Raw genomic sequence first — 17,363 nt, 5'->3', positions numbered from 1 at the left:
GAGTCATCGTGGCGAAGAATTATTATGACATCACGCTGGCCATGGCAGGTATCAGCCAGGCGGCGCGTTTGGTTCAGCAGTTGGCCCATGAAGGGCAATGCAACCGCGAAGCCTTTCAAACCTCGCTGAAAAGCCTGCTGCAGATGGACCCGCCCTCCACGCTGGCGGTGTTCGGCGGTGAAGAGCGCAATTTGATGGTCGGCCTCGAAACCCTGATGGGCGTGCTTAACGCCAACAACAAAGGGCTGGGTGCGGAACTGACCCGCTACACCATCAGCCTGATGGTGCTGGAGCGCAAGCTCAACGCCAACAAACAGGCGATGAACACGCTCGGCGAACGCCTCGGCCAGCTCGAGCGCCAGCTGGCGCACTTCGATCTTGAGTCGGACACCATCATCAGCGCGCTGGCCGGCATTTACGTCGACGTGGTCAGCCCGCTCGGGCCGCGCATCCAGGTGACCGGCTCGCCGGCAATCTTGCAGAACCCGCAGGTGCAGGCCAAGGTTCGCGCCACGCTGCTGGCCGGCATTCGCGCCGCCGTGCTGTGGCAACAGGTCGGCGGCAGCCGCCTGCAGTTAATGTTTTCCCGTAATCGTCTGTTCAAGCAGGCGCAAAATATCGTTGCTCATTGTTAATCGATCCCAGGAGTTGCTACCGATGGAATTATCCTCACTGACCGCCGTTTCCCCCGTTGATGGACGCTACGGTGATAAAGTCAGCGCACTGCGCCCCATTTTCAGCGAATACGGTCTGCTGAAATTCCGCGTACAGGTTGAAGTACGTTGGCTGCAAAAACTGGCGGCCTGCGCAGAAATCAAGGAAGTTCCCGCTTTTGACGCCGACGCAAACGCTTTCCTCGACAAAATCGTCGCGGAATTCAATGAAGAAGACGCTCAGCGCATCAAAACCATCGAGCGCACCACCAACCACGACGTGAAAGCGGTCGAGTATTTCCTGAAGGAAAAAGTGGCGGCGGTGCCTGCGCTGCACGCGGTGTCCGAGTTCATCCACTTCGCCTGCACCTCCGAAGACATCAACAACCTGTCGCACGCGCTGATGCTGCAAAGCGCCCGTCAGGACGTGGTGCTGCCTTACTGGCGCAAGATCATCGACGCGCTGAAAGGGTTGGCGCTGGAATACCGCGATATCCCGCTGCTGTCGCGCACCCACGGCCAGCCGGCGACCCCGTCGACCGTCGGCAAAGAGTTCGCCAACGTGGCTTACCGCATGGAGCGCCAGTACCGTCAGCTGGAGCGCGTGGAGATCATGGGTAAAATCAACGGCGCGGTCGGCAACTATAACGCCCACATCGTCGCTTACCCGGAAGTGGACTGGCACCAGTTCAGCGAAGCGTTCGTGACCTCGCTCGGCATCACCTGGAACCCGTACACCACCCAGATCGAGCCGCATGACTACATCGCCGAGCTGTTCGACTGCGTAGCGCGTTTCAACACCATCCTGATCGACTTCGACCGCGACATCTGGGGCTACATCGCCCTGAACCATTTCAAGCAGAAGACCATCGCCGGCGAAATCGGCTCTTCCACCATGCCGCACAAGGTCAACCCGATCGACTTCGAAAATTCCGAAGGCAACCTGGGCCTGGCCAACGCCGTGCTGGGCCACCTGGCGGGTAAACTGCCGGTGTCCCGCTGGCAGCGCGACCTGACCGACTCCACCGTGCTGCGTAACCTGGGCGTGGGCCTGGGCTACGCGCTGATCGCCTATCAGGCCACCCTGAAAGGCATCAGCAAGCTGGAAGTGAATCAGGCGCACCTGCTGGACGAATTGGATCACAACTGGGAAGTGCTGGCCGAGCCGATCCAGACCGTGATGCGCCGCTACGGTATCGAGAAGCCATACGAGAAGCTGAAAGAGCTGACCCGCGGCAAACGCGTGGACGCCGCCGGCATGCAGGCGTTCATCGATGGCCTGGCGCTGCCGGAAGAAGAGAAAACCCGCCTGAAGGCGATGACCCCGGCCAACTACATCGGCCGCGCCACCACCATGGTCGACGAGCTGAAGTAAGCGCTTTAGCCCGATAAAAAGGCGGCCCCTGGGCCGCCTTTTTGCTTATCATTCGCCGCGCAACACCTGCAGCCTGGTTATCTGCCGCCCCTGTGCATCGAAGTTGTCCGCGCTCAGCCAGCGCGCCAGCGCCTGCCGCACCGCCGGCCAACGGTCGGCGGTGATGGCGAACCAGTCGGTATCCCGGCTGCGCCCCTTGACGATCACCGCGAAGCGGAAGTTGCCCTCGTAGCGAAAACCGAAGCGCAGCGCGGCCTGGCGCGACGGCGCGTTATGGCTGTCGCACTTCCACTCGCAGCGGCGGTAGCCCAGCGTGTCGAAGGCGTAGCGCAGCAGCAGCGCGATGGCTTCGGTGGCGCTGGAGCGCTGTTTCATCAACGGCGACCAGCTGACGTGGCCGATCTCCAGCACGCCGTTGGCCTCGTCGATGCGCATCAGCGCCACCGTGCCCACCGGCGCGTCGCTGGCGGCGTCGAACACCGTCAGATTGACCAGCGCCGGGTTGGCCTGCAGCGTCTCCAGATGTTGCAGCATCGCCGCCGGCGTATCGGGCCGTTCGATAGACAGATAGGTCCAGTCGCGGCCGTCCGGCGCCAGTTGAAACGCCTCGAACAACGCGGCGTAATCCCGCTGCGGCTCGAGCGGCGCCAGCGAGCAGAAACGCCCGCCGAGCGTCGCGCCCCCCGGGCGGCGAGCCGGCTGCCAATCCGGCATCGGTTCCCCGACCGGCTGACCATAACGATTCATTGCCATAAACGCCCTCCTGCGATTAACGGGAATAAACGATAAACGAGCTTCTTCTGCCGATTTTGTCGTACAGCGAGCGCGCCGGCGCGTTGTACTCCTGGGTCATCCAGTAGACCCGATCGCTGCCGCGCGTCTCTGCCAATCGGTATGCCTGTTCGAACAGCTTTTCCGACACCTTGTGGCCGCGCGCCTGCGGCGACACATAGAGATCTTCGATATAACAATAGCCGACCGCGCTCCAGGTGGACGGGTGGAACACCAGGTTCATCAGCCCCAGCAGCCGGCCCTCGGCATCCTCTGCCACCAGCCCGTACACCTGTTCATCCTGCCCCAGGCGTTCGAAGGTGCGATCGGTCACCTGCGGCGCCACGTCGGCGCGGTAAAAATCGAGATAGCCCTGCCACAGCGCCAGCCATTGCGCTTTGTCGTCGCCATTGATTCTGCGGATAGTCACTTCAGGGTTGGATAGGTTCATAGCGCCTCACGGAGTAAGATATTATTTCCATTAGGGAAATAATCGGATAGCGGCAGAATACACCGCACGGCGGCGGTGCAATACGGACCAATTCAAAACGCAGAGCAGACCAATTTTAGCCGTCGCTTGCCACCGACAGCGCGTTGAACACCTGCGCCAGCGTCGCGATAAAGCGCACGATCTCATCCGGCGTATAGGCCGAGAAACCGAGCACCAACGCCCCGCGCTGCGGCGTGCCGGTGTAGAAGTCCGCCAGGCCGTACAGCCGAATCCCTCGCTCGGCGGCCGCCGCCACCAGCCGCCGCTCCGTCGCCGCATCCGCCAACGGGCAAACCAGCTGCAGCCCGCCCTGCGGCAGCGCCGGACGCGTCCAGGCCGCCAGGTGACGATGCACCGCGTCGTACAGCGCGTCCAGCCGCGCCTTGTACAGCGTGCGCATATTACGCAGATGCTCGGCGTAGCCGCCCTCGTGCAGGAAGTGGAACAGCGTCATCTGCGCCAGCGCCGACGTGTAGCCGTCCTGAAACTGCCTAGCGGCGACCAATGGCCGCACCAGCTGCGGCGGCGCGATCATGAAACCGATGCGCAGCCCCGGAAACAGCGTCTTGCTGAAGGTGCCGAGGTACAGCGTGCGCCCGCCGCCGTCCAACCCCTGCAGCGCCGCCTTGGTTTGCCGGTCGTAGTTGAACTCGGCGTCGTAATCGTCCTCGATGATCCAGGCTCGCTGCCGCTGCGCCCACTGCAACAGCGCCAGCCGCCGATCGAGGCTCAGCGAATACCCCAGCGGATAGTGATGGGACGGCGTGATATAAACGCCCCGTCCGCCGCCCGAGGCCTGCATTAGCTGCCCGACATCCAGCCCCTGCCCGTCGATGCCGATCGGCCGCGCCTGCAGCCCCGCCGACTGCACCAGCTTTTTCGCCCCCTGGTAACCCGGCTCTTCGACGAATACCGCATCGCCGGGATCGAACAGCACCTGGGTACACAGCGCCAGCGCCTGCTGAGAGCTGGTCACTACGATCACCTGCTCCGCCGTCGCCTTGACGCCCCGCTCCCGCTGCAAGTAGTGCGCGATCTCCGCGCGCAGCTCCGGCAACCCTTGCGGATCGGCATACCCCAACAGCCGCTCGCCGTGCTGCCGCAGCGCCTGCTTCTCCCGCTGCAGCCACTGGTCGATGGGAAACGCCCGCAGATCCGCCAGCGAAGGCGTCAGCGAAGCCTGGCGGCTGGTGTGCGGCGTATGGCTGACCGCCAGCAACGCCCGGCCGCGGTCGCTCAGCTCGCGCTCCGCCAGCCGCGCTTCTTGCTCCGTCGTCGCCGCCAGCAGTTCGCGGCCGAGCAGCGTGTCGCAGCGATAGCGCACAAAGCTGCCGCGCCCCACCGTTCGGCTGATGAACCCTTCCGCCTCCAGCCGAGCGTAGGTCTGTTCCACCGTGTCGCGCGCCACCGCCAGCCGGACCGCCAACACACGGCTTGGCGGCAGCTTCGTCCGCCAGGGCAGTTCTCCGGCGGCAATCAGTTGCAACAGGGCCTGATGCAGCGCAGAACGCCGGGTCAGGCCTTGCCGGCGCTGCTGTGCGAAGGCGGACAGGATCGCCGCATCGTCCGCGTGTCGTGGGGTGTCGCTCATGAGGGGATTTCTCCTGGCTCTGGGGCCGATGCACTACTCTACCTCATTTCACCCCGGCGGCGGCGGCAGTTGCACTGCCCGGCGAAATCCCCTTAAATAAGCCATCGCATTGCGGCTACAGGACTTCCGTCGGCTATGAGCAAGGAGACCAACCAGCGTCTGCTGGACAAACTGCAGCAGGATCTGGCCAGTGCGGGCGCGATGCCGCTGTATTTGCGCTTCAACGCCTCGGTGCGCCAGGCCATCGAACAGGGGTTGCTGAATTCGGGGGATTTTCTGCCCAGCGAGCGCCTGTTCACCGAACGGCTCGGCATCTCACGCATCACGGTGCGCAAAGCGCTGGCCTGCCTCGAGCAGGACGGTATCATCGGCCGTTCGCGCGGTTACGGCACCTTTATCCAACCGCAACGGCCCGAGCCGAAGCTGTTCTATTCATTGGCAGACGTCAAAGGATTCTCGCGCGAGGTGATACAGCAAGGGCGCCGGCCGGACACGCAATGGATCAGCCGCGAACGGATGGCCGCCGGCGCTGAGCTGGCTGAAAAGCTCCAGCTGGCGGCCGGTACGCCAATCTACAAACTCAAACGCATTCACTTGATCGATCGGCGGCCAATGTCAGTGGCGGTGTCCTACGTGGTGGTGACGGCAATTGCCAACGTCGACGAGATCGGCATTTCGCTGTACGACTACTTCCGGCGCAATAAGGTTGAGATGGGATCGCTGCGCAGCCAGGTCAGCGCGGCGATGGCCGACGACGATATCCGTCAGGCGCTGCGGCTCTCGGAACCGATGCCGCTGCTGATCGTGCGCCAGACGCTGTTCGACCACCATAAAAAGCCGATCGAATACAGCGAAAGCTTCTGCCGCAGCGACATGTACGAATTTACCAGCGAAAGCTGATCCGTTGCGTCACGCGGTCGCTTACGCCTCGCCCTGTTGGCGGCGGCGAAAACGCGCGAACGCCCGAACGTAAGCCTCGATATCCAGCGGATTCACCCGTTTTAACTCCGCCAGCAACCCAGGTTCGATCGCTTCTGCGCCGTGCAGCGCGCCGCAAATCGCGGTGGCCATCGCGCCGATGGTGTCGGTGTCACCGCCCAGGTTAGCGCACAGCACGGCGCACCGGGTAGGATCGGTTTGCGCCAGCTGCACCATCGCCAGCGCAGCGGGCACCGACTCGATGGTGCTCACCCCGGCGCCGATCAGCTGATACACCCGTTCGGAGGCCTGCTCGGTGTCAGCGGCTTCATCCACCACCTGAAACGCCAGTTCGATGCGCGCCGCCAGCGAAGGGCTGAACGTCGTCTCCTGCCGGCGCTGGGCATACTCCGCCACCTCCGGCAACGCCAGGCGAATCGAGGCCCAGTCCGCCCCCTCCACCGCCCGCGCGACGGCCCAGGCGATCGCCACTGCACCGGCAACGGCGATGTCGGATTTGTGCGTCGGGCTGGAGGCCAGCCACACCTGCTGGCAGAAATCCTCCAGCGGCGCGGAAGGCAGCACGCAGCCCAAAGGCGAAATGCGCATCGCCGCACCGTTGGTGATGCCGTTGTTTTCCAACTCGGCGATCGGCGTGCCCGCTTTCTGCTCGCTCAGCGCCAGTTTGGAACTGGGGCCGAGAATGTTCTTGTTGAAGGCATCAAAACCGTCCACCCAGCGGATCACGTTGCGGGCAATCAGTTCCGGCACCACCTCGCCTTCTGCTTCCAGCAACGCATCGGCCAACGCCAATGCCATCGCGGTATCGTCGGTATATTGCCCGGCCTTGAAGTAGCAGGCGGCGGTGTTCTCCTTCGGCCCATCGAGAAAGCCGTCTATCCAGCCGAAGTGGCGCTTAACCCGCTCGCGCGGCCACAGCTCGGAAGGCATGCCGAGCGCGTCGCCCAGCATCTGTCCGTAAAGTGCGCCCGCTATGCGTTCTGCCTGGGTTAACTGCTTCATCCGTCGCTCCTGAAAAGTGTGCCGATACATCAATAATACCTTATTAGTACCTTTAAAGCTTTTCAAGCGATCCGGTTCACCCTTCCGCCTGCCGGCAATGCCCACCGCGTTTAAGGTGCGTTTAACGTTGCCCCGCCGCTGTTTATCCGACGTTTATCAGAGCTTGCCGATAATGTCGGCGAACAAATTGATAACGCTTATTTTAATACATTGCTTCGGCTCTCTTGCGGGCCGAGCGGGTTATACCTACCATAACCTCAGCATTTTTTGCCAAAATGGTTCAGGTGGCCGCGTTATCCCCTGACACGCCGCAGAGCGTGTTCCCTTTTATCGCGTGGGTGACAGGACGTTCACCCGCATAGTCACAGGAGTTCGCCATGCGAGTACTGGTTGTTGAAGATAATGGTTTGCTGCGCCACCACCTTTCCGTTCAGATGCGCGAGATGGGCCATCAGGTCGACGCGGCCGAAGACGCCAAGGAAGCCGATTACTTCCTGCAGGAACACGCGCCGGATATCGCCATCGTCGATCTCGGCCTGCCGGGTGAAGACGGCCTGAGCCTGATCCGCCGCTGGCGCGCGCACCAGACCAAGCTGCCGATCCTGGTGCTGACCGCCCGCGAAAGCTGGCAGGACAAAGTGGCGGTGCTGGAAGCCGGCGCCGACGACTATGTCACCAAGCCGTTCCACCTGGAAGAAGTGATCGCCCGCATGCAGGCGCTGATGCGCCGCAACAGCGGCCTGGCTTCGCAGGTGATCGTGCTGCCGCCGTTCCAGATCGATCTGTCGCGCCGCGAACTGAGCGTTAACGATCAGCAAATCAAGCTGACCGCTTTTGAATACACCATCATCGAGACCCTGATCCGCAACGCCGGCAAGGTGGTGAGCAAGGATTCGTTGATGCTGCAACTCTACCCGGACGCCGAACTGCGCGAAAGCCACACCATCGACGTGCTGATGGGCCGCTTGCGTAAAAAGGTGCAGGCGGAATACCCGCATGAAGTGATCACCACGGTACGTGGCCAGGGCTATCGTTTTGACGCGAAGTGAACATGATGTTCAACAAGAATAAAAAACCGTTTTCGCTGCGCGCCCGCTTCCTGATGGCGACCGCCGGGGTGATCCTGGCGCTGTCGCTCTCTTACGGTTTGGTGGCGGTCGTCGGCTACATCGTCAGCTTCGACAAGACCGCCTTCCGCCTGCTGCGCGGCGAGAGCAACCTGTTCTTCAGCCTGGCGCAGTGGAAAGACAACAAGCTCACCATCGCCATTCCCCCCGATATCGATCTCAACTTCCCGACGCTGGTGTTTATCTACGACGATAAAGGCAACCTGCTGTGGAGCCAGCGCAAAGTGCCGGAGCTGGAGAAGCTGATCAACAAGGAGTGGCTGGAGGAGTCCGGCTTCTACGAAATCGACACCGACACCCGCGTCAGTAGCGAAGTGCTGGGGGACAACCCCAAAGCGCAAAACCAGCTGAAAGATTACGACGATACCGATCAGAACGCGCTGACCCACTCGGTGGCGGTCAACACCTATGCCGCCACGCCTCGGCTGCCGGCGCTGACCATCGTGGTGGTCGACAGCATTCCGCAGGAGCTGCAGCGATCCGACGTGGTGTGGGAGTGGTTCAGCTACGTACTGTTGGCCAACCTGCTGCTGGTGGTGCCGCTGCTGTGGCTGGCGGCCTACTGGAGCCTGCGGCCGATCAAGGCGCTGGTCACTCAGGTGGGCGAGCTGGAGAACGGCGAGCGCGATCAGCTCGACGAAAATCCGCCCAGTGAACTGCGCGGGCTGGTGCGCAATCTGAACATTCTGGTGCGCAACGAGCGCCAGCGTTACACCAAGTATCGCACTACCCTGTCGGATCTGACCCACAGCCTGAAAACGCCGCTGGCGGTGCTGCAAAGTACCCTGCGTTCGCTGCGCAGCGGCAAACAGACCACCATCGAAGAAGCCGAGCCGATCATGCTGGATCAGATCGGGCGCATCTCGCAGCAGATCGGTTACTACCTGCACCGGGCCAGCATCAACTCCGGCCAGACGGTGCTGACGCGCGAGATCCACTCGGTGCCGGCGCTGCTCGACAGCCTGGTGGTGGCGCTGAACAAGGTTTATCAGCGCAAAGGGGTAGTGATCACGCTGGACATCTCGCCGGAGGTGACCTTTATGGGCGAGAAGAACGACTTTATGGAAGTGATGGGCAACGTGTTGGAAAACGCCTGCAAATACTGCCTGGAGTTCGTTGAGATCACCTCGCTGCACTCCGAGAAAAACCTCACCATCGTCATCGACGACGACGGCCCGGGGATCCCGGAAAGCAAGCGCCAGCTGATCTTCCAGCGCGGCCAGCGGGTGGATACCCTGCGCCCCGGCCAGGGCCTGGGCCTGTCGGTGGCGGCGGAGATCATCGAGCAGTACGACGGCGAAATCGTCATCAGCGACAGCCCGCTCGGCGGCGCGCGCATGCAGGTCACCTTCGCCCGCCAGCACGACACCCACCACAACGAGTAAATTATGCCTCTGCGGCCCCGATCCACGGGGCCAAACTTCCGTTATAATCGCACTCAGGCTCACTCCTCTCTCCTGGAATAGAACATGGATTATCAATTAGACCTGGACTGGAACGATTTTTTGCAACGTTATTGGCAAAAGCGTCCGGTGATTCTGAAGCGCGGCTTCAAAAACTTTATCGATCCGATCTCCCCGGATGAGCTGGCCGGGCTGGCGATGGAAAACGAAGTGGACAGCCGCCTGGTCAGCCACCAGGACGGCCGTTGGCAGGTTGCGCACGGCCCCTTCGAGAGCTTCGACCACCTGAGCGAAAACAACTGGTCGCTGCTGGTGCAGGCGGTGGACCACTGGCATGAGCCTTCCGCAGCGCTGATGCGCCCGTTCCGCCAGCTGCCGGACTGGCGGATGGATGACCTGATGATCTCCTTCTCGGTACCGGGCGGCGGCGTCGGCCCGCACCTCGATCAGTACGACGTGTTCATCATTCAGGGCACCGGCCGCCGCCGCTGGCGCGTCGGGGAAAAAACGCCGCTGAAACAGCACTGCCCGCATCCGGATCTGCTGCAGGTGGAACCGTTCGACGCCATCATCGACGAAGAGATGGAACCGGGCGACATTCTCTATATTCCGCCGGGCTTCCCGCACGAAGGCTACGCGCTGGAAAACGCGCTCAACTACTCGGTGGGCTTCCGCGCACCGAACGGCCGCGAGCTGGTGAGCGGCTTCGCCGACTACGTGCTGGCGCGCGAGCTGGGCAGCAAGCGCTACGGCGATCCGGACGTTAAACTGCGCGAACACCCGGCGGAGATCCTGCCGCAGGAAGTGGACGCCTTACGGCAGATGATGCTGGATCTGGTGCAACAGCCGGAACACTTCCAGCACTGGTTCGGCGAGTTCATCTCCCAGTCGCGCCACGAGCTGGATCTGGCGCCGCCGGAGCCACCGTATCAGGCCGGGGAAATCTACGAGCTGCTGCAACAGGGTGAAGCGCTACAGCGCCTGGGTGGGTTGCGCGTGCTGCGCGTCGGCGATCGTTGCTTCGTCAACGGCGAGCTGATCGACACCGACCAGCTGCAGGCCGCAGACGCCCTGTGCCAAAACTTCAGCGTCGATGCCGCCCTGCTCGGCGACGCGGTGGACGACCCGTCGTTCCTGGCGCTGCTGACCGCGCTGGTCAACAGCGGGTATTGGTACTTTAACGACTGATTGCGGTCACGCGAACAAGCCACCCTGCCGGGTGGCTTTTTTTATGCCTGCCGCGCCTGTGCGCGGTAATCCGCCAGTTCCCCCGCCGCCATGCCCGCCTGCTCCGCCGCCGCACAAATCTGCCGCCAGGTATTGGCATCGATCGGGATGCCCTGCTCCAGCCGCGCCGCGCGGTTGGCCTCTTCCCACTCTCCCGGGACGGCGATCGGCTGTTCGCCGCTCGGCGGCGAAGCTTTCACCCAGCCGATAAAGGCTTCGGCCTCGGCCTGCATTTGCGGGGCGTCGAAGGCCTGAGGATCGAGGATCAGGGTCGTCATGCAGTTGAAGATGGCGTCGCTGTCGGCTTTCAGCGTGGCGTCGTGGGTGGTGCGGCCGCCGGAGAGCGCGCCGCCGAGGATTTCGCACATCGCCGCCAGCGCATAGCCTTTGTGCAAGCCGAACGGCAGCAGCGAACCGAACGGCGCTTCGTGCATCACTTTCGGTTCGGTGGTCGGCTGCCCGTGTTCGTCGATCAGATAGCCCGGCGCTACCAACAGCCCTTTGTTATAGGCCACCCGGGTCTTGCCGAAGGCGATACCGCTGGTGGCAAAATCCAACAGCAGCGGCGTGCGGCCCGGCCGCGGGAAAATGGCGCAGAACGGGTTGGTGCCGAAGCGACGATCGCTACCGCCGAACGGCGCCACCATCGGATCGCCCACCACGTTGACGAAGTGAATCGAGATAAAACCGGCGCGGGCGCACTGCTCCGCCCAATGGCCTATGCGGCCGATATGGTGCGCGTTGTGCAGCGCCACCGCCGCCAGGCCCAGCTTGCCTGCGCGTTCAATGCCCAGCGCCATCGCTTCGCTGGCCACCACCTGACCGAAGCCGCGCGCACCGTCGAGCGTCAGCACCGCGCCGGCGTCGCGCACCACCTCGGCATGTTGATTGAGCTGCAATTGCCCCTGCGCCAACGACGCCATGTAGCTGGGGATCATGCCGACGCCGTGCGAGTCGTGCCCGGCCAGATTAGCCTGCACCAGATGATCGGCCACCAGCTCGGCTTCGCGCGCCGTGCTGCCGGCCTGGCGCCAAATCGCCTGAACGAACTGCGCCAAATGCGGGCTGGCGATACGGTATTCGGTGCTCATCATGCGGTCCTTATGCGTGGGGAATAGGCTTCCACACTATGAGCAACGCCTTGTTACGGCAAGCGATTATGCCGATCGCAAGCGTCCCGTTTACCGCGCCCGCTCGGCGGCCAGCGCCGCGATGCGCATGATCACCGCCACCGCTTGCTCCATGCCTTCCAGGGTCACGAATTCGTGCTTGCCGTGGTAGTTGTAGCCGCCGGTGAACAGGTTCGGGCACGGCAGGCCGCGGAACGACAGCTGCGCGCCGTCGGTGCCGCCGCGGATCGGCTTCATCACCGGTTCGATGTCGCAGTCGCGCATCGCCTGCTGCGCCAGCGCGATCACATGCGGGTGCTCCGCCACCTGTTCGCGCATGTTGTAATAGCTGTCTTCGATGCTCACTTCGATATAGCAATCGCGCGGCAGGCCTTTGCCGACCTCGCGGGCGATGTCCACCATCTTGCGCTTGCGCGCTTCAAACCCCTCGCGCTCGAAGTCGCGCAGGATATAGTGCATTTCGGCGCGCTCTACGCTGCCCTTGATGCTGCTGAGGTGATAAAAGCCCTGGTAGCCTTCGGTGGTCTCCGGCGCTTCGTCCGCCGGCAACGCCTGATGAATACGGGTGGCCAGCGACAGCGCGTTGACCATCACGCCCTTGGCGCTGCCGGGGTGCACGCTGTTGCCGAGGATTTTGATCGTCACCGAGGCGGCGTTGAAGTTCTCGCACTCGAGCTCGCCGACGCCGCCGCCGTCCACGGTGTAAGCCCATTCGGCATTGAAGGCCGCCACGTCGAACAGCTGCGCCCCCTTGCCCACCTCCTCGTCCGGGGTGAAGGCCACGCGGATGTCGCCGTGCGGGATTTTGCGCGCGCGCAGGCGCACCATGGCGGTGAGGATCTCGGCGATGCCGGCCTTGTCGTCGGCGCCCAGCAGCGTTTTGCCGTCGGTAGTGATCAGGGTCTGCCCCAGCATCTGGTGCAGGATCGGGAACATCACCGGCGACAGCACCTCATCGCCGATGCCGAGCGCGATGTCGCCGCCGCGATAGTTCTCGACGATCTGCGGATTGACGTGTTTGCCGCTGAAATCCGGCGAGGTATCCAGATGGGCGATAAAACCGACCGCCGGCACCGGCCAGGCGACGTTGCCCGGCCAGGTGCCCATCACGCAGCCGTGTTCGCTGAGCGACACCCGCTCGAAGCCGAGCGCGATCATTTCCTGCTGCAACGCACGCGCCAGCTTCAACTGCCCGTCGGTGCTCGGCACATGCTTTACGTTCGCTTTGGACTGGGTGTCGAAAGAGACGTAGTTGAAAAAGCGGTCAAGTAATTTGTCCATGGTAGCGGCCCCTCAGAATATCGCGTTTCATTATGCGGAACCGATCAGGATCAAATATTGCGTCAGGTCATTTTTAACCAGAATTCGCCAATATCATTAATCTTTGTGATGATTTCTGAGGGAAATAACACTGTCATCACAGGGTCATTTGTCGCTATCATGATGAAAAACGCGGCATCTGGGCCGGATCGGCTTTCAATTCCGGCATTCAGCGTCTATCATGCGCGCTCGAAAAATTTCCATTGGCGCAACTGGTTTGAGCTTCATTTGATCAGCGGGCATTCCGCAAGCTCCGGCAGTCTTTTCCAGTTGCGGTTCTATCTGCATTAGCCCACGGGATAGAGTAATACGATAAATGACTGAGACATCCTCTCTGACTCCCCTTGTTGAACTGCATGCCCTGAGCAAAGCGTTCGATGGCAAAACCATCATTGCCGATCTCGAACTGGCGATTAACCACGGCGAATTCCTCACCATTCTCGGCCCCTCCGGCTGTGGCAAAACCACGGTGCTGCGCCTGATCGCCGGTCTTGAAGACGCCGATCGGGGCCGCATCGTGCTCGACGGCCAGGACATCACCGCCATTCCGGCCGAACATCGCCACGTCAACACCGTGTTTCAGAGCTATGCCCTGTTTCCGCACATGTCGGTGTTCGACAACGTCGCCTTTGGCCTGCGCATGCAAAAGGTGCCGGCGGCAGAACTGACGCCGCGCGTCGAAGAGGCGCTGCGCATGGTGCAGCTGGATGCGTTCGCCAAGCGGCGGCCGGGCCAGCTCTCCGGCGGCCAACAGCAGCGCGTGGCCATCGCCCGCGCAGTGGTCAACAAGCCGAAGGTGCTGCTGCTGGACGAATCGCTGTCGGCGCTGGACTACAAGCTGCGCAAACAGATGCAGAACGAGCTGAAGGCGCTGCAGCGCAAGCTGGGCATCACCTTCGTGTTCGTCACCCACGATCAGGAAGAAGCGCTGACCATGTCGGATCGCATCGTGGTGATGCGTGAAGGCCGCATCGAGCAAGACGGCACGCCGCGTGAGATCTACGAAGAGCCGAAGAACCTGTTCGTCGCCAGCTTTATCGGCGAGATCAACATCTTCGACGCGGTGGTCTTGCAGCGCCTCGATGCGCAGCGGGTGCGCGCCAACGTCGAAGGCCGCGAGTGCGACATCTATGCCGATCTGCCGGTAGAGCCGGGCCAAAAGCTGAAGGTGCTGCTGCGCCCGGAGGATCTGCGGGTAGAAGAAGTGAACGACAGCGCGCAGCACGACGGGCTGATCGGCTACGTGCGCGAACGCAACTACAAAGGCATGACGCTGGAGTCGGTGGTTGAGCTGGAGAGCGGTAAAACGGTGATGGTCAGCGAGTTCTTCAATGAAGACGATCCGGACGTCGACCACTCGCTCAACCAGAAGATGGCGGTGACCTGGGTTGAAAGCTGGGAGGTGGTGCTGGCCGATGAAGAAATCGCGTAAAGTCTTCCAGAATGTGGTGATCGTCGGCGTCGTCGCCTGGCTGCTGTTGTTCGTGTTCATGCCGAACCTGATGATCATCGCCACCAGCTTCCTGACCCGCGACGACGCCAATCTGGTGCAGATGGTGTTCACGCTGGATAACTATCGGCGCTTGTTCGATCCGTTGTATGCCCAGGTGCTGCTGCACTCGCTGAACATGGCGCTGATCGCCACCCTGTGCTGCCTGGTGATTGGCTATCCGTTCGCCTTTATTCTGGCGCGGTTGCCGCAGAAGGTGCGGTCGCTGCTGCTGTTTCTGCTGATCGTGCCCTTCTGGACCAACTCGCTGATCCGCATCTACGGCCTGAAGCTGTTTCTCAGCACCCGCGGCTATCTCAACGACGCGCTGCTGTGGATCGGCATCATCGACAAGCCGCTGCGCATCATGTACACCTCGGAAGCGGTGATCCTCGGCCTGGTGTATATCCTGCTGCCGTTTATGGTGATGCCGCTCTACTCCAGCATCGAAAAACTCGATAAGTCCTGCCTGGAGGCAGCGCGCGATCTCGGCGCCAGCAAGCTGCAGACCTTTATCCGCATCATCGTGCCGCTGACCATGCCGGGCATTATCGCCGGCTGCCTGCTGGTGGTGCTACCGGCGATGGGGCTGTTCTTCGTCGCCGATCTGATGGGCGGCGCCAAGAATCTGCTGATCGGCAACGTGATTAAAAGCCAGTTCCTCAATATCCGCGACTGGCCGTTCGGCGCGGCCACCAGCATCTGCCTGACGCTGGTGATGGGGCTGTTGCTGCTGGTCTATTACCGGGCCGCCCGCCTGCTGAACAAGAAGGAGGATCTGGCATGATCGGACGTCTGCTGCGCGGCGGCTTTATGACGCTGGTATACGCCTACCTGTATATCCCGATCGTCATCCTGATCGTCAACTCCTTCAACGCTTCGCGCTTCGGCATCAGTTGGCAAGGAGCCACCACCAAGTGGTACAGCACGCTGCTGAATAACGACAGCCTGCTGCAGGCCGCCGGCCACTCGTTGACCATGGCGGTGCTCTCCGCCACCTTCGCCACGCTGATCGGCTCGCTGACCGCGGTGGCGCTGTACCGTTACCGCTTCCGCGGCAAGCCGTTCGTTGGCGGCATGCTGTTCGTGGTGATGATGTCGCCGGACATCGTGATGGCCATCTCGTTGCTGGTGCTGTTCATGCTGCTCGGCATTTCGCTCGGCTTCTGGTCGCTGCTGTTCTCGCACATCACCTTTTGCCTGCCGTTCGTGGTGGTGACCGTCTACGCGCGCCTGAAAGGGTTCGACGTGAAGATGCTGGAGGCCGCGCGCGATCTCGGCGCAAGCGAGTTCACCATTCTGCGCAAGATCATCCTGCCGCTGGCGATGCCGGCGGTGGCGGCCGGCTGGCTGCTGAGCTTCACCCTGTCGATGGACGACGTGGTCGTCTCCTCCTTCGTCACCGGGCCGAGCTACGAAATCTTGCCGCTGAAGATCTATTCGATGGTGAAAGTCGGCGTCTCGCCGGAGGTCAACGCGCTGGCCACCATTTTGCTGCTGCTGTCGCTGGTGCTGGTGATCGCCAGCCAGTGGGTGATGCGCGATCGCTCGCCCAAGGCCGAGTAGCCCTTCCCGCCGGGCGCGGCAGCGCCCGACTCTTTCATTCGCCGCAGTGATATGACTGCGGCCGTTTTTGATCGGCCAGGCTCGGTTAACCCGCTGATTTGCCGCTGGGATAACCGCCTTTACCCACCCCGCCCCGGCCCCTATAATGGCCCCTTTCTGGGGTATGGCGCGGCCGCCAAACGGTTTGCCCATACGGGTTCGGCTCATTACTGCTGAAGGATACGCTGCATGAAAAAGTGGTCACATCTGCTCGCAGCCGGGATGATGGCGCTGAGTTTCTGCTCTGCAAACGCCTCTGACGGCAAAACGCTGTATTTCTATAACTGGACTGAATACGTCCCGCCGGGGCTGCTGGAGCAGTTCACCAAGGAAACCGGCATCAAGGTGATCTATTCCACCTATGAATCCAACGAAAGCATGTACGCCAAGCTGAAGACCTATAAAGACGGCGCGTACGATCTGGTGGTGCCTTCCACCTACTTCATCGCCAAGATGAGCAAGGAAGGCATGCTGCAAAAAATCGACAAGAGCAAGCTCAGCCACTTCAAGGATCTCGATCCTGCCCTGCTGAACAAGCCGTTCGATCCTAACAACGACTATTCCATCCCCTATATCTGGGGCGCCACCGCCATCGGCGTTAACAGCGATGCGCAGGAGCCCTCTACCGTCACGTCCTGGGCCGATCTGTGGCAGCCGCAGTACAAAGGCCGCCTGCTGCTGACCGACGACGCGCGCGAAGTGTTCCAGATGGCGCTGCTCAAGCTGGGCTATTCCGGCAACACCACCGACCCGAAAGAGATCGAAGCCGCCTATCACGAACTGCAGAAATTGATGCCGAACGTGCTGGCCTTCAACTCCGACAACCCGGGCAACCCGTTTATGGAAGGGGAAGTCAACGTCGGTATGGTGTGGAACGGTTCGGCCTTCGTGGCGCGCCAGGCCGGCACGCCGCTGGAGATCGTCTGGCCGAAGGAAGGCGGGATCTTCTGGATGGACAGCCTGGCCATTCCGGCCAATGCGCGCAACGTCGAGGGGGCACTGAAACTGATCGACTTCCTGCTGCGGCCGGAAATCGCGGTGCAGGTGGCGGAAACCATCGGTTACCCGACGCCGAACCTGGCGGCGAAGAAGCTGCTGTCGCCGGAGATCGCCAACGACAAGTCACTCTACCCGGATAAGGCGGTGATTGAGCACGGCGAGTGGCAAAACGACGTCGGCGACGCCAGCACGCTGTACGAAAGCTACTTCCAAAAGCTGAAAGCCGGGCGCTAACACGCCCC

17 protein-coding genes are annotated in these 17,363 nt (G+C 61.9%); 11 read left to right on the top strand and 6 right to left on the bottom strand.

Annotation, left to right across the window (positions count from 1 at the left end):
• Positions 1-8 precede the first annotated feature (8 nt).
• On the top strand, positions 9-635 hold the full coding sequence (hflD, locus tag EKL15_RS04300) for a high frequency lysogenization protein HflD (protein ID WP_087763547.1): 627 nt from the start codon (positions 9-11) through the stop codon (positions 633-635).
• A gap of 22 nt (positions 636-657) precedes the next feature.
• Complete coding sequence (gene purB, locus EKL15_RS04295; protein ID WP_033638215.1) at positions 658-2,028, top strand: adenylosuccinate lyase; 1,371 nt, start codon at positions 658-660, stop codon at positions 2,026-2,028.
• Positions 2,029-2,076: 48 nt separating this feature from the next.
• Here purB and EKL15_RS04290 read toward each other — a convergent pair whose 3' ends face one another.
• The 3 genes from EKL15_RS04290 to EKL15_RS04280 all read right to left on the bottom strand — a co-directional run bounded on the left by EKL15_RS04290 (position 2,077) and on the right by EKL15_RS04280 (position 4,880).
• Entirely contained in the window at positions 2,077-2,781 is a 705-nt protein-coding gene (locus tag EKL15_RS04290; RefSeq protein ID WP_089185863.1) for a GNAT family N-acetyltransferase, read from the bottom strand.
• Between the two features lie 16 nt (positions 2,782-2,797).
• Positions 2,798-3,250 carry a GNAT family N-acetyltransferase gene (locus tag EKL15_RS04285; protein ID WP_049202749.1) on the bottom strand — a complete coding sequence of 151 codons (453 nt, stop codon included), beginning with the start codon at positions 3,248-3,250 and terminating at the stop codon, positions 2,798-2,800.
• Positions 3,251-3,365: 115 nt separating this feature from the next.
• Complete coding sequence (locus EKL15_RS04280) at positions 3,366-4,880, bottom strand: PLP-dependent aminotransferase family protein (RefSeq protein WP_203088865.1); 1,515 nt, start codon at positions 4,878-4,880, stop codon at positions 3,366-3,368.
• 135 nt (positions 4,881-5,015) lie between these two features.
• On the opposite strand from EKL15_RS04280, the gene EKL15_RS04275 reads away from it, so the two are divergent.
• Positions 5,016-5,780, top strand: coding sequence for a GntR family transcriptional regulator (locus tag EKL15_RS04275; protein WP_194572122.1), 765 nt, complete (start codon positions 5,016-5,018; stop codon positions 5,778-5,780).
• Positions 5,781-5,801: 21 nt separating this feature from the next.
• Here EKL15_RS04275 and EKL15_RS04270 read toward each other — a convergent pair whose 3' ends face one another.
• On the bottom strand, positions 5,802-6,821 hold the full coding sequence (locus EKL15_RS04270; RefSeq protein ID WP_203088863.1) for an ADP-ribosylglycohydrolase family protein: 1,020 nt from the start codon (positions 6,819-6,821) through the stop codon (positions 5,802-5,804).
• A gap of 377 nt (positions 6,822-7,198) precedes the next feature.
• On the opposite strand from EKL15_RS04270, the gene phoP reads away from it, so the two are divergent.
• The 3 genes from phoP to EKL15_RS04255 all read left to right on the top strand — a co-directional run bounded on the left by phoP (position 7,199) and on the right by EKL15_RS04255 (position 10,539).
• Complete coding sequence (gene phoP / locus EKL15_RS04265) at positions 7,199-7,870, top strand: two-component system response regulator PhoP (RefSeq protein WP_004941169.1); 672 nt, start codon at positions 7,199-7,201, stop codon at positions 7,868-7,870.
• Between the two features lie 5 nt (positions 7,871-7,875).
• Complete coding sequence (gene phoQ / locus EKL15_RS04260; protein ID WP_060440708.1) at positions 7,876-9,333, top strand: two-component system sensor histidine kinase PhoQ; 1,458 nt, start codon at positions 7,876-7,878, stop codon at positions 9,331-9,333.
• Between the two features lie 84 nt (positions 9,334-9,417).
• The gene (locus EKL15_RS04255) at positions 9,418-10,539 is read left to right on the top strand and encodes a cupin domain-containing protein (RefSeq protein ID WP_033638200.1); all 1,122 of its coding nucleotides are present in this window, start codon (positions 9,418-9,420) and stop codon (positions 10,537-10,539) included.
• Between the two features lie 41 nt (positions 10,540-10,580).
• Here the strand turns inward: EKL15_RS04255 and EKL15_RS04250 are convergent, their stop codons facing one another.
• Both EKL15_RS04250 and pepT read right to left on the bottom strand, forming a co-directional pair.
• The gene (locus tag EKL15_RS04250) at positions 10,581-11,669 is read right to left on the bottom strand and encodes a malate/lactate/ureidoglycolate dehydrogenase (RefSeq protein WP_060440163.1); all 1,089 of its coding nucleotides are present in this window, start codon (positions 11,667-11,669) and stop codon (positions 10,581-10,583) included.
• A gap of 90 nt (positions 11,670-11,759) precedes the next feature.
• The gene (pepT, locus tag EKL15_RS04245; RefSeq protein ID WP_004941154.1) at positions 11,760-12,989 is read right to left on the bottom strand and encodes a peptidase T; all 1,230 of its coding nucleotides are present in this window, start codon (positions 12,987-12,989) and stop codon (positions 11,760-11,762) included.
• A gap of 57 nt (positions 12,990-13,046) precedes the next feature.
• On the opposite strand from pepT, the gene EKL15_RS04240 reads away from it, so the two are divergent.
• The 5 genes from EKL15_RS04240 (at position 13,047) to potD (ending at position 17,355) form a co-directional block, all read left to right on the top strand.
• The gene (locus EKL15_RS04240) at positions 13,047-13,319 is read left to right on the top strand and encodes a hypothetical protein (protein WP_126179550.1); all 273 of its coding nucleotides are present in this window, start codon (positions 13,047-13,049) and stop codon (positions 13,317-13,319) included.
• Positions 13,320-13,344: 25 nt separating this feature from the next.
• Positions 13,345-14,460 carry a spermidine/putrescine ABC transporter ATP-binding protein PotA gene (potA, locus tag EKL15_RS04235; protein ID WP_060419354.1) on the top strand — a complete coding sequence of 372 codons (1,116 nt, stop codon included), beginning with the start codon at positions 13,345-13,347 and terminating at the stop codon, positions 14,458-14,460.
• On the top strand, positions 14,444-15,304 hold the full coding sequence (potB, locus tag EKL15_RS04230) for a spermidine/putrescine ABC transporter permease PotB (protein ID WP_089185861.1): 861 nt from the start codon (positions 14,444-14,446) through the stop codon (positions 15,302-15,304). The genes potA and potB overlap by 17 nt, the downstream gene beginning before the upstream one ends.
• Positions 15,301-16,083: a spermidine/putrescine ABC transporter permease PotC gene (potC, locus tag EKL15_RS04225; protein ID WP_047727722.1), complete on the top strand. Its 783-nt coding sequence runs from the start codon at positions 15,301-15,303 to the stop codon at positions 16,081-16,083. The genes potB and potC overlap by 4 nt, the downstream gene beginning before the upstream one ends.
• A gap of 228 nt (positions 16,084-16,311) precedes the next feature.
• Positions 16,312-17,355 (top strand): spermidine/putrescine ABC transporter substrate-binding protein PotD, encoded by a 1,044-nt coding sequence (gene potD / locus EKL15_RS04220; RefSeq protein WP_060419358.1) that lies wholly within the window; start codon positions 16,312-16,314, stop codon positions 17,353-17,355.
• The last annotated feature ends 8 nt before the right edge of the window (positions 17,356-17,363 follow it).

The sequence above is a fragment of the Serratia sp. 4542 genome, assembly GCF_016805595.1.
GTDB lineage: Bacteria > Pseudomonadota > Gammaproteobacteria > Enterobacterales > Enterobacteriaceae > Serratia > Serratia nevei.
Note: the sequence above shows the minus strand (reverse complement) of the source record. Positions and strands in the feature narration are given on the sequence as shown.